We start from the raw sequence: 12,928 nt of genomic DNA on the forward strand, positions 1-12,928 counted from the left end.
TTTATTTCCCCACAACCTGAATCACGATCAAGATCATCAGCAGGACAACGACACCGAGCCCCATACTAGATGCATATTCACGTACTAAACCGGTTTGACGTGAACTTGTAAAGCTGTTACCACCTTTAACAAGTGCAGGAAGTACCAGCCACAGGCCATCAATCGGATCACGACCAAAGATCTTCGCGAACAATAAGTATGGCTTCACGAAAATGATGTCATAAAGCGTATCGAAACCTAATGCATTACGGCAGATATTGACCAGACCAGCACCCACAGAAGTAGCTGCAAAACGTTTTACGGCACTGTAAGCAAAAGCGAACAGTACTACACCGACTACCAGTCCTGTCAAAGCAACAGCGATTGCGATGTATTCAGCACCATGTGCACCTGCTTCAAGCGCTTCAGGAATAATAAAGGCTGGAATTCGTGCAGCATCCAGAATGCTCATTACTGGTGCTTTCAGAACGATCGCAAGACCTGTAGAAAGTACAGCAAGAATCGCCAATGGCGCCCAGTATGTTGCACCTTTGATTTCGTGATAAGGCGTGTTTTCTTTGCCGAAGAATACAACCCAGATTAAGCGGAATGTATAAATAGACGTTAAGAATGCACCTGCAACACCAACCCAGTACAGCGTGTTATATACCGGCAAACCGGCAACATGACTTTGCGTCCAGACTGCAGCAAGAATCGCGTCTTTTGAGAAGAAACCAATGGTCAGGAATGGGATCGCTGCCAATGCACCGCCACCAATCGCGAAACATGCAAACAGGAATTTGTTCTTGTAGAACAGACCGCCCATCTTGAAGATGTTTTGTTCGTGATGGTAAGCCAGAATCACCGCACCAGACGACAAGAACAAGAGTGCCTTGAAGAATGCGTGTGTCAGCATGTGGAATAGGCCTGCCTGATACGCTTCAGCACCTACAGCCATAAACATATAACCCAGCTGACTCATAGTTGAGTAAGCCAGAATACGTTTGATGTCGGTTTGAACCAGTGCAGCAAAACCAGCTACAAGCAATGTCACCGCACCTGTGATCGAAATAAATACCATCACTTCTGGTGCAAGTTCAAATACTGCGAACATACGGCAGCACAGGTAAACACCTGCGGTTACCATGGTCGCAGCATGGATCAATGCAGAAACAGGTGTCGGACCTGCCATCGCATCGGCTAACCATGTTTGTAACGGGATCTGTGCAGATTTACCCGCCGCACCCAAGAACAATAACAATGCTGTCCAGATGGTCAAAGATGAACTTTGGGTCATTACAGTCGCTGCATTTTCAACGATGTACTGAATGTTCAAGGTACCAAATTGCTGGAAGATCAGGAACATGGCAATCAGCAGGAATACGTCACCGATACGGGTCACGGTAAATGCCTTGATTGCCGCCAGACCATTTGCAGGGTTCTGGTAGTAATAACCGATCAGCAGGTATGAACACAGACCTACGCCTTCCCAACCCAGGAATAACAACGCCAGGTTGTCACCCAATACCAGCAACAACATGCTAGCAACGAACAGGTTGAAGTAAGAGAAGAAACGTGCGAAGTCTTCTTCACCGCGCATGTACCATGATGCAAAGATGTGAATCAAGAAACCCACACCTGTCACCATACCCAGCATCAATAAAGACAAGCCATCTAGCTGCAAGCTGATGCCCGGTGCAAAACCACCAACACTGAACCAAGTCCAGAGATGTTGTACTACTGCAGTTGAACCATTGTTAACAAAGTCCATACCTGCAATCAGTGCGAACAGCGCAGATAAACCGACTGCACCGACACCAATAATGGCTGCAACAGATTCCGGAAGCTTGTTGCGCCCCGCCGCTAACAGGACAAAACCAATGAGCGGAAATAAAATTGTTAGATATAAATAACTCATCCGCGCATCTCACTAGCAGCATCCACATCCAGGTGATGGAAGCGATGATAGAACTGAAGGACGATCGCAAGACCAATACAAGCCTCTGCCGCAGCAAGTGTCAAAATCAGGATAAACATGATCTGACCGTCTGGCTGTGCCCATGCACTGCCCGCCAAAACGAATGCCAGAGCAGCAGCATTCATCATGATTTCAAGGCTCATTAAAATAAATAGTAGGTTGCGTCGCACCATTACACCGTAAAAACCCAGTGCAAAGAGAATAGATGCAACGATCAAACCATGCTCTAAAGGGATGTTGCCCATTATTCTTTTTCCTCTTCTGCATCTGGTTCACGTTTACCTAAATGGAATGCAGCTACTAATGCAGCAAGCAATAACATCGCGGCAACTTCAACCAACAACAAGTACTGCGTAAAGAGTGATTGACCCACTGCTTTCGGGCCCACCATTTCTGTACCCATCACCAGTGAAGCTTGCGTGTAGTCAGAACTTAATACCCACACCAGCACCAGACCGATCAGGAAGCTCATCAGTGCCGGATAAGCCCAGGCTGATGAAGTCAACCATTTACGTTCTTGTTCAACAGTCTGCTCACCCAGGTTCAGCATCATTACGACGAATACGAACAATACCATGATCGCACCCGCATAAACGATGACTTCCAGTGCACCCGCAAAAGGCGCACCGACAATCAGGAACATGCCTGCGACTGCAAGCAGGGATACGATCAGGCTTAATAAAGCATGTACCGGATTCGCGTTAGTAACCACGCGAACCGTAGAGACAATGGCCACAAGGGCCATTAAATAAAATGGCCACATCATGGTAATAGACTCCGTACATCAACAGGTGCACTTTCACGCTGTGCCTGACCTTTGTCCTTGCCTGCAATTGCCATACCGGCTACACGGTAGAAGTTATAGTCAGGATATTTACCAGGACCAGAAATCAGCAGGTGTTCTTTTTCATAAACCAAGTCCTGACGAACATATTCGCCAAGCTCGAAGTCAGGCGTCATTTGAATCGCAGTGGTTGGACACGCTTCTTCACACATACCGCAGAAAATACAGCGCGAGAAGTTAATACGGAAAAATTCCGGATACCAGCGACCGTCTTCACGTTCTGCTTTTTGTAATGAAATACAACCTACCGGACAGGCAACCGCACACAGGTTACATGCCACGCAGCGTTCTTCGCCATCAGGGTCACGTGTCAATACGATACGACCACGAAAACGTGGCGGCACGATTTCTTCGGCTGGTACTTCTGGGTAAAGAATAGTGTCACGTTTACGCGTTGCATGGCTGAACACCATCCAAAGCGAACGAACAATCGATCCAAACCCGGCTAGAAATTTAAACATTTTGTTCTCCCTGCCCTTACCACAAGATAACCGCGCCAGTTACCAACAGGTTAACTAGAGCTAATGGCAAGCAAATTTTCCAACCAAAGTTCATTACCTGGTCATAACGTGGACGCATTAATGAACCACGCGCCAGTACAAACATCATTACAAAGAATGCTGTTTTGATAATGAACCAGAATGCTGCTGGAAGGAACGGAATATCAAGGTTGAATGGCGCAAGCCAGCCACCAAAGAATAGAGTCACGATCAATGCAGAGATCAGTACCACGTTAACGTATTCCGCAACGAAGAACATCCCCCATTTCATACCGCCATATTCGACATGGTAACCTTCCGCCAGTTCCTGTTCCGCTTCTGGTTGGTCAAATGGATGACGATGCGTTACCGCCACACCCGCAACCACAAAAATCAGGAAGCCAAGGAACTGAGGAATCACAAACCATACGTCTTTTTGTGCTTCAACGATTTCACGCATGTTGAATGAGCCGGCAATTGCCACCACACCCATGAGCGAGATACCTAGGAACACTTCATACGAAATAGTTTGAGCTGCAGAACGCAAACCGCCCAATAAGGCATATTTGTTGTTGGATGACCAGCCACCGAACAGGACTGCATAGACTGCAATCCCTGCCATTGCCATAAAGAACAACAGGCCGATGTTCATGTCTGCAACACCCAGATACGGTGAAACAGGAATAACCATGAACGACAGCACCGCAGTTGCCATCGCAACTGCTGGCGCCATCCGGAAAGTCAATTTGTCAGCAAATTTGGGGGTCCAGTCTTCCTTGAACATGATTTTCAGCATGTCGGCAACAATCTGGAACATACCGCCCGGACCAACACGGTTCGGACCGTAACGGTCTTGCCACAAGCCGAGTAAACGACGTTCAATAAAAGACATCAACGCAGCGATCAGTACCACAACCAGCAAGATCACGATCGCTTGAATGACTGAATAGGCGATTGGCCAGTTTTCAGCCCACAGCGGCGTTTGACGGATTAATTCTTGTTCCATGAATTACGCTCCTACCGCGACTGAAACAGGCTCTGCAAGAGATACCGTCGGTGCAAGACCGATTGGGTAACCAATATAACCTGTTGGTAAGTATTCGATTACTTGTACAGGAAGAACAATCGACGTTTCACCTGCTTTAACTGTAATCCGCTGACCATCTTGAACATTCAAGCGAGCAGCATCCTGTTCACCTACTGCAAATACCGGTTCAGGAATACGGGTTTCCATCGCTGGTGTTTTTACTGTGAATTCACCTGAACCAAAGATATGGTGCATTGGCACCAAACGGAAGCTCTCAGCATTCACCAAAACAGGTGCCGGTGCAACAAAACTGCGCGCTGGACGTTTTGGTAAACGGTCGAATAGACGAACACCTGAATCACCACCTTTCAAGTGGCCACCCACTTCATTCTGGTACTTGTTCCAGGCTTGTGGAGAGTTCCAGCCTGCTGACCAGGCAAATGGAATCAGTGGAGATGGTGTTTCATTACCCACATAACCTTCCATAGAGAATGTTAATGCAGAATCAATATCGGTTGGCTGTTTCGGCTCGTGGACAGACAATGGCGCACGCATCGAAGTACGGCCTGAGTAACGACGTGGTTCACGTGCCACTTTCAGACCATGTACACGGAAGCCCGCATCAGGTGCAACATCCAGAATGCCTTCCAGCGCTGGAATGTTTTTTGCCACTGATTCGATCACGTCATCCAGCAAAGTCCAAGAAATCGCTTTGCCTTTCACGCCTGTTTCCAGAGCGTGTAACCAGCGCCAAGATTCTTTAATCGCCAGTTCAGGATTGTAGTAGCTTGGGTCATACACTTGGTAGAAACGTTGTGCACGGCCTTCTTGCGATACAACCGTACCATCACCTTCCGCGAAGCTTGCAGCAGAAAGCACGATGTCGGCTTTTTTCACTGTTTCAGTTTCAGAGTGATCCAGTACGATCACTTCTTTACCTGCAAGTGCAGCATCGACCTGTGCAGCAGGAAGACGACGGTAAAGGTCATTTTCAACTACGATGACAGTATCGTAATCTTGTGCAAATGCTTGCTCCAGGCTTTGACCACCAAAGATTGCCATACCCATCGAGTTCACTTCAGGAACAGTCAAGGTCAAACCGGCATTACCCAGATTCTGTGCAACTTGTGCCGCAGCTTCCATAATGGCAGGATCTTGCAGGCTTGTACCCGAAACGATCAGAGGTTTCTTGGCAGCTTTTAAAGTGTCCGCAATCGTTTGTGCAAATGCTTTCGCGTCATCGTCTAAACCAAGGATGCTCTCACCTTTCACGCCTGCCGCAATCGCAAAGCCTAAACGCGCGATGTCGTTTGGAGACGCAACCACTTCCCCTTCAGCAACATCAGACAAACGGGTTTGAGTCGCTGCCAGAATGTAAATCGGAGATTTGGCATCTTGGGCAATACGTTGTACCGGTTCAGCCAGCCATTCTTGGGTACGGCGCTCTGCTGCCATCTCTTTGCCTTTATTTTTCGCAGCCTGGCGAACAGATAAAGCCATACGAGGTGCAGTTTGAGTCAGGTCTTCACCCAGAATCAGTACCGCATCATAGCTCTCAATTTCACGCATGTTCGGGTTGTATACACCCTCGGTTTGCATGATAGAAGCAGCCAGTTCAACCAGGTTTTGCTCTTTTTGAGACAGACCGGTTGAGAAGCGATCTTGACCAACCAGCTCAAGAAGTGCGTAGTTCGATTCAAGAGATGCTCGCGGCGAACCAATACCCAGTACTTTTTTGCCCTGGATATTTGCAATAACCGTATCGAGTGCTGCATCAACTGAAACAGTTTCAACAGTAGCACCATTACGGAATTGTGGCTGACGTGGACGGTCTGCACGGTTCACATAACCAGTACCGAAACGGCCTTTGTCGCATAGGAAGTATTGGTTCACTTCACCGTTAAAACGGTTTTCTACACGACGAAGCTCGCCATAACGTTCACCCGGAGAAATGTTACAGCCTGAAGAACAGCCCTGACATACGCTTGGCGCATACTGCATGTCCCACTTACGGTTGTAGCGTTCAGAGTGAGTCTTATCTGTGAATACACCAGTCGGACACACTTCAGTCAGGTTACCCGAGAATTCAGACTCTAAAGTGCCTGATTCTGGACGACCGAAGTACACGCGTGATGCGTTGGCATACACGCCAAAGTCGGTACCGCCTGCGTAGTCTTTGTAGTAACGCACACAACGGTAACATGCGATACAACGGTTCATCTCGTGCGCAATAAACGAACCAAGTTCCTGGTTGTAATGCGTACGTTTGGTGAAACGGTAGCGACGACGGTCATGCTGTGTCATTACAGTCATATCTTGTAAATGACAGTGACCGCCCTCTTCACAGACTGGACAGTCGTGCGGGTGGTTGGTCATCAAGAATTCAACAATCGAAGCACGGAAATCCTTGGCTTCTTTGTCTTCAATCGAGATGTAGGTATTGTCTGCTGCAGGTGTCATACATGACATGACCAAACGACCACGCGTATCTTCTGGATTCGCGTACTGGGTCACGGCACATTGACGGCAAGAGCCGACAGAACCTAAGGATGGATGCCAACAAAAGTATGGGATATCAATACCAAGACTCAAACATGCTTGTAGCAAGTTTTCCGAGCCGTTGACTTCATACGATTTGCCATCGACATGAATTGTAGCCATAGTCGAATTCCTTAAGCTTGTTCTACGGAGCTAACTTGAGCGGCGGCATTGACGACCTTCGCTTCAAATTCACCACGGAAATGTTTGAGTGCACCCATAAGCGGCTCCATTGCACCAGGAGCATGCGCACAGAAAGTTTTACCAATCCAAAGCTTACGAGTTAGTTCTTGTAAGTGATCGATATCTTCTTTCTTACCTGTACCATCTTCGAGTGCTTTTAGCGCTTTCACAGCCCAAGGCAAGCCATCACGACAAGGTGTACAGAAACCACATGATTCACGTGCAAAGAATTCTTCGAGGTTACGTGTCGCTGAAACCATACACTGGGTTTCATCAACCACCATGAGCAGACAGGTACCTAAACGTGAACCTGCTTTCATGATGCTTTCCGCATCCATAGGAAGATCAATATGCTCGGCAGCCAGGAAGTCAGTTGATGCACCGCCCGGTAACCATGCTTTCAGTTTCAAACCATCGCGCATACCACCAGCGTGTTCTTCAATCACTTCACGCGCTGTTGTACCAAATGGCAGTTCCCATAAACCCGGGAATTTCACCTTACCTGATGCACCATAAATCTTGGTGCCCGGATCTTTCGACTTACCCGCAGACAGGTTGATATACCATTCAGGACCGCGCAGCATAATAGCTGGCAAGTTATTGTAGGTCTCTACGTTGTTGACAATCGTAGGACGACCCCAAGCACCTGCAACCTGTGGAAATGGCGGCTTGGTACGCGGGTTGGCACGGCGACCTTCAAGCGAGTTAATCAATGCAGTTTCTTCACCACAGATATAACGGCCCGCACCGGTATGCACGTGCAACTCGAAGTTCCAGCCGGTACCGAGGATGTTGTCCCCTAGGTAGCCTTTGGCACGAACTTGCTCAAGTGCTTCATTTAAGTATTTTGCAGCTTCGATGTACTCGCCACGGATAAAGATATAACCGTGGGTCGCTTCCAGCGTATAGCCTGCAATCAGCATACCTTCGATCAATTGATGAGGAAGATCTTCCATCAGCAAACGGTCTTTAAAGGTACCTGGTTCCATCTCATCGGCATTACAAATCAGGTAACGTGGACCCGAGTTGTCATTTGGCGCCATCAATGACCATTTGATGCCTGCCGGGAAGCCTGCACCACCACGACCTTTTACAGTCGCTGCCTTAACCACTTCCAATACATCTTTAGGCGACATAGACAGGGCTTTTTTAAAGCCAGCATAACCTTCCAGCGCTTCGTAATCATCAGCATTACGAACGTTGGCCTGCTTGCTTAAACGCCAGGTAAGCGGATGAGTTTCCGGGTTACCGTCGCCATAAATTGGTTTTGGTTCAGTATTCATACATACTTCTCCAACAGCTGTTTCACCGAAGTCACTTCAACCAGACCGTGCGTGTCTTCATCAATCATTAAGGTTGGACCTTTGTCACAGTTGCCCAGACAGCAAATTGGCAGCAAAGTGAAACGACCATCTGCAGTCGTTTGACCAAACTGAATGCCTAATTCGCGCTGGAATGCTTCTGCCAAAGTTTCCGCACCCATCAGGAAACACGCAATCGAGTCACATAACAAAATTACGTGACGACCGACCGGCTGACGGTAAATACGGTTATAGAACGTCGCTACACCTTCCAGATCTGCAACGCTCATGCTCAGCATTTGTGCGATGGCATTCATTTGCGCATCATCTACCCAGCCATTACGGCGTTGTACACACTTCAGCGCATCCAGACACGCTGCACGTGGGTATGGATAGTGCCCCATATGATGTTCGATATCGTGAATTTCGTCCGCAGTCAAAATTCCTTCAACATTCACACGTGGCTTTTTATCAGTCAAAATCATCATAATGCGTTTACCCCTTAGCGATCCACGTCAGCCATTACGACGTCAATGGTCGCTAAATAAATGATTAAGTCAGACATAAGGCTGCCGTTAATCACAGAAGGCATTTGCTGTAAATGCGTGAAGGTTGGTGTACGGATACGGGTACGGTAACTCATGGTTGACTTGTCTGAAGTCAAGTAGTAGTTCGACGCGCCTTTCACTACTTCCGCCATCACAGATGCTTCACCTGCCGGCATTACAGGACCCCAAGACACGCTCAGGAAGTGCGTAATCAAGGTTTCAATATCTTGTAATGTCTTGTCTTTTGGTGGTGGAACAGCCAGTGGATGGTCTGCTTTATATGCACCAGACGGCATGTTGTCTAAGCATTGCTTGACAATTTTCAGTGATTCTTCGATTTCACGGAAATGCACCATAACACGTGCATAGGCATCGCCTTCGTACTCTAAAGGCACTTCGAAGTCGTAGTTTTCATAGCCGCTATATGGACGGTATTTACGAACGTCGAAATCAATACCTGTAGCACGCAGACCTGTACCCGTTACACCCCAAGCCAATGCCGATTTCGCATCGTATTGCGCCACACCCTGGGTACGCCCCATAAATACCGAGTTGCGTAAAGCAGCCTTGTAGTATTCATTCATACGTTTTGGCATCCAGTCAAGTAAATCTCGAACCAGCTTGTCCCAACCATTTGGCAGGTCGTGGGCAGTACCGCCAATACGGAACCATGCCGGGTGCATACGATAACCCGTAATCGCTTCTACGATATCGTAGACTTTCTGACGGTCGGCGAACATGTAGAACACTGGCGTCATACCGCCGGCATCCTGAATCGCGGTACCAATAAACAGCAAGTGGTTATTGATACGGAACAACTCCGACAACATGACACGGATACACTGGGCACGGTCAGGTACAGTAATACCCGCCATTTGTTCCACGCCCATCACATAAGGCATGTTCTGTGCACAGCCACCGAGGTAGTCGACACGGTCTGTATATGGAATGAATGAATGCCAGGTTTGACGTTCAGCCATCTTTTCCACACCACGGTGGTGATAACCGATGTCAGGCACACAGTCTTTAACTTCTTCACCGTCCAGCTGCAAGATCACACGGAAAGCACCATGCGCAGATGGATGGTTCGGACCCAGGTTCAGGAACATGAAGTCTTCGTCAGCATTGCCGCGCTTCATACCCCAATCTTCAGGAACGAAACGAAGATGTTCCTGTTCGTAGTCCTGTTTGGCTTTATCTTGCAGATACGGCGTATATTCAGTCGCACGCGCAGAATATTCTTTACGTAGCGGATGACCTTCCCAATAGGTTGGCAACAAGATACGACGGAGCATTGGATGCCCTTCGAAATTGATCCCGAACATATCGTAAGCTTCACGTTCGTACCAGTTGGCATTTGGCCAGATATTGGTTGCCGTTGGAAGATTCAAATCGCTTTCTGCTAAGGCAACTTTAATACGAATGTCAGTATTACGCTCGAGCGACAACAGGTGATAGAACACGGTGAAGTCAGACGCAGGTAAACCGTCGCGGTGCGTACGCAGACGCTCATCTACCGCTGACAGGTCGAACAACATCACGTAAGGACGTGACACTGTACGCAAGAACATTAAAACTTCTTGTACACGTGCGCGCTCAACCCAGACTGTCGGAAAATCCTCGAAAGTCGTTTGCACAAAGAAGTTCTCACCAAATTTGGTTTTGAGCTCTTCAATGATCGCAAATGCTGGGCGTGAATCAACAGGCGTTGATTCTGGCATAGCAATGTCAGTTTCAGCCATTGGCTTGGCTTCCTATTTAATACAAATTCAGTCAACCTAAACGACAACTACACCCATAGCGGGTGCACAACAAAAAAACCTGTCGTTTAAATTATTTAATTTCATCCATAGAGCGTAAGTTTTTCACAGCAACACGCTGGTCTTTCTTACGGTCACGTTCCGGCATCATCTTTGGCTTATACACTGGCTTAAGATCATCACCGATTACCGCAGAAAGCGGACGTCGCTCTAGTTGAATCTGGTCTTGCAACAGCATCAATGCCTGAATTAAAGCTTCAGGACGTGGTGGGCAGCCTGGAACATACACATCCACAGGGATGATTTTATCCACACCTTGTACAACCGAATAGATGTCGTACATACCACCTGAGTTGGCACATGCACCCATAGAAATAACCCATTTCGGTTCAAGCATTTGTTCATACAAACGTTGAATTACTGGTGCCATTTTTACGAAGCAGGTACCGGCAACGATCATCAAGTCGGCCTGACGCGGTGAAGCACGAATAACCTCTGCACCGAAACGTGACAGGTCATGTACGCCTGTCAAAGTCGTCGCATACTCTACGTAGCAGCAAGATGTACCAAAGTTAAATGGCCAAACTGAGTTTTTACGCCCCCAGTTGACTGCTGTATGTACTACATCCTCTAAGCGAGTCATGAATACATTTTTATTCACTTCTTCTTCTAGCAACGGATCTTCTACAACAATGCGTTCCTGAAGTGGATATTGATCAGCATTCGGATTCGCACGGGTTAATGTATATTTCATCCCGTATTACTCCTTATCAGATAATTGAGCTTGTGACTTTTTCACAAAACCAGATGATTGAGCCGGGATTTGACCCGTAGGATCCATCACCAATTCTTCAACCGAGTTGAAACGCGTAATTTCTGCAATATCCATATTTGGCGAACCAATCTTAGCTTTAATTCCTGCTGCCTTACGTCTGTCTGAAGGTGCCCAATTGAGTGCGCCTGTCGATAATTCGTAAATCAAACCAACAAGTAAAACTAAAATAAAGATAGCTGCAGTTGCAAAACCAATCCAACCCACTTCACGAACAGAAACTGCCCATGCATATAGATAAAGTGCTTCCAAATCAAACACTACGAAGAATATTGCAACTAAATAGAATTTTGCAGACAAGCGGATACGAGCTCCACCTGCACTAACTACACCTGACTCAAACTGCTCCTGCTTGGCACGGCCCCATGATTTACCCCCAAGGAGTAACGGGACAGTCAGCATAAAGACGCATAAAAATGTAACGCCGATCACGAAGGCAATAATTGCCCATTCGTATGGAGTAATAGCACTCATGCGGGGATAACTCCTGGCAGGCCTATTTGTTAACAAAGAATGTATGTATTGGCCTTCAAATACACCATACACAAAATTAATCCCGCCAATTGTACCTGATTTATGATTTCACTTGCTAGTTTATAAGCCTTAGTCTTTGGGATGATTTTTTAAGCATTTCAGCATTTAATTTCACTTTCATCACCCAGAACCCGCTTTTATCGTTTTATTGAATAAAATTTTAAATTTTTATTTATTTTTCTATAAAAGGGGATGCAAAACCACTCGCATTCCGATTTGCAGCACTCCTAGCCATTTGTTTAGATATAGTCCTTTTATCAACCAATTCCAAGTCCAATCTGATTAAAACTTATTACAGGGTTCCAAAATCCCGACCAAGCTTTAACTCTCTTACAGGCTCTTTAGCTGAATATGCAGGTTTAACATCTATTTAACGTTCATCTGCTCTATCGTAATGTTAAACAAGCATTTGTGTCTTTTTGCAACACACTCAACAGACTGATTCAGAATATGTTATTTGTATTTCTTAGTTCCCAATGACTTTATAAAGTAACAATAAAGGAGTCCCTGCATGTCTCTGCATTATGCCCATAAACCAAATTATTTTTTATATGCTCAATTAATCGTTCGACATATCCAAAATTACGTCCAGAAAAACCAGAACACCAGCCAGCTTGTTTTTGAATTAAATGAGATTAATGCACTATTTCAGGATGATTTTGCGTCTGTCAGCGTCAATCTGGATGGGATTATGAATATCGCTGATGAATATAAAGTCGAAACCCTATCAGGCGACCAGAAATTGATTCAGCACTATAACGTCGATGTGAAAAATGCCCAACTGCTGATCGATTGCAACCCTGAAGCATTACAAAGCTTAAGAGATGGAAAGCCACTCATTGAACCAGATGCCACCATCCAAGAGTAAATTACTACTTATAAAAAACGATGCATCAGCATCGTTTTTTATGGGCAATACATTATT

General features: G+C 46.5%; 12 protein-coding genes. 1 reads left to right on the plus strand and 11 read right to left on the minus strand.

Going from position 1 to position 12,928, the window contains the following annotated elements; translation table 11 throughout:
- Window position 1: 1 nt before the first annotated feature.
- From nuoL to H9629_RS03925, 11 genes are all read right to left on the minus strand, one after another.
- Complete coding sequence (gene nuoL / locus H9629_RS03875) at window positions 2-1,897, minus strand: NADH-quinone oxidoreductase subunit L (protein ID WP_064096456.1); 1,896 nt, start codon at window positions 1,895-1,897, stop codon at window positions 2-4.
- The gene (gene nuoK, locus H9629_RS03880; RefSeq protein ID WP_004280769.1) at window positions 1,894-2,202 is read right to left on the minus strand and encodes an NADH-quinone oxidoreductase subunit NuoK; all 309 of its coding nucleotides are present in this window, start codon (window positions 2,200-2,202) and stop codon (window positions 1,894-1,896) included. Before nuoK ends, nuoL begins: the two co-directional genes overlap by 4 nt.
- Complete coding sequence (nuoJ, locus tag H9629_RS03885; protein ID WP_191730572.1) at window positions 2,202-2,720, minus strand: NADH-quinone oxidoreductase subunit J; 519 nt, start codon at window positions 2,718-2,720, stop codon at window positions 2,202-2,204. Before nuoJ ends, nuoK begins: the two co-directional genes overlap by 1 nt.
- Window positions 2,720-3,262: an NADH-quinone oxidoreductase subunit NuoI gene (gene nuoI, locus H9629_RS03890; protein WP_064096458.1), complete on the minus strand. Its 543-nt coding sequence runs from the start codon at window positions 3,260-3,262 to the stop codon at window positions 2,720-2,722. The genes nuoJ and nuoI overlap by 1 nt, the downstream gene beginning before the upstream one ends.
- Before the next feature lie 16 nt (window positions 3,263-3,278).
- Window positions 3,279-4,286 (minus strand): NADH-quinone oxidoreductase subunit NuoH, encoded by a 1,008-nt coding sequence (gene nuoH, locus H9629_RS03895; RefSeq protein WP_064096459.1) that lies wholly within the window; start codon window positions 4,284-4,286, stop codon window positions 3,279-3,281.
- Window positions 4,287-4,289: 3 nt separating this feature from the next.
- On the minus strand, window positions 4,290-6,968 hold the full coding sequence (gene nuoG, locus H9629_RS03900) for an NADH-quinone oxidoreductase subunit NuoG (RefSeq protein WP_191730568.1): 2,679 nt from the start codon (window positions 6,966-6,968) through the stop codon (window positions 4,290-4,292).
- 11 nt (window positions 6,969-6,979) lie between these two features.
- A complete protein-coding gene (gene nuoF / locus H9629_RS03905) occupies window positions 6,980-8,311 on the minus strand; it encodes an NADH-quinone oxidoreductase subunit NuoF (RefSeq protein WP_191730569.1) in 1,332 nt (443 codons plus the stop codon).
- A complete protein-coding gene (nuoE, locus tag H9629_RS03910; protein ID WP_004280775.1) occupies window positions 8,308-8,817 on the minus strand; it encodes an NADH-quinone oxidoreductase subunit NuoE in 510 nt (169 codons plus the stop codon). The genes nuoF and nuoE overlap by 4 nt, the downstream gene beginning before the upstream one ends.
- A 14-nt stretch (window positions 8,818-8,831) precedes the next feature.
- Window positions 8,832-10,619 carry an NADH-quinone oxidoreductase subunit C/D gene (gene nuoC, locus H9629_RS03915; protein WP_064096462.1) on the minus strand — a complete coding sequence of 596 codons (1,788 nt, stop codon included), beginning with the start codon at window positions 10,617-10,619 and terminating at the stop codon, window positions 8,832-8,834.
- Between the two features lie 91 nt (window positions 10,620-10,710).
- A complete protein-coding gene (locus tag H9629_RS03920) occupies window positions 10,711-11,391 on the minus strand; it encodes a NuoB/complex I 20 kDa subunit family protein (RefSeq protein WP_064096463.1) in 681 nt (226 codons plus the stop codon).
- A 6-nt stretch (window positions 11,392-11,397) separates the two neighbouring features.
- Window positions 11,398-11,943 (minus strand): NADH-quinone oxidoreductase subunit A, encoded by a 546-nt coding sequence (locus H9629_RS03925; RefSeq protein WP_191730570.1) that lies wholly within the window; start codon window positions 11,941-11,943, stop codon window positions 11,398-11,400.
- A 571-nt stretch (window positions 11,944-12,514) separates the two neighbouring features.
- Between H9629_RS03925 and H9629_RS03930 the strand changes: the two genes are divergently transcribed.
- On the plus strand, window positions 12,515-12,871 hold the full coding sequence (locus H9629_RS03930) for a hypothetical protein (protein WP_064096465.1): 357 nt from the start codon (window positions 12,515-12,517) through the stop codon (window positions 12,869-12,871).
- Window positions 12,872-12,928: the final 57 nt, after the last annotated feature.

Source organism: Acinetobacter pecorum (genome assembly GCF_014837015.1).
GTDB lineage: Bacteria > Pseudomonadota > Gammaproteobacteria > Pseudomonadales > Moraxellaceae > Acinetobacter > Acinetobacter pecorum.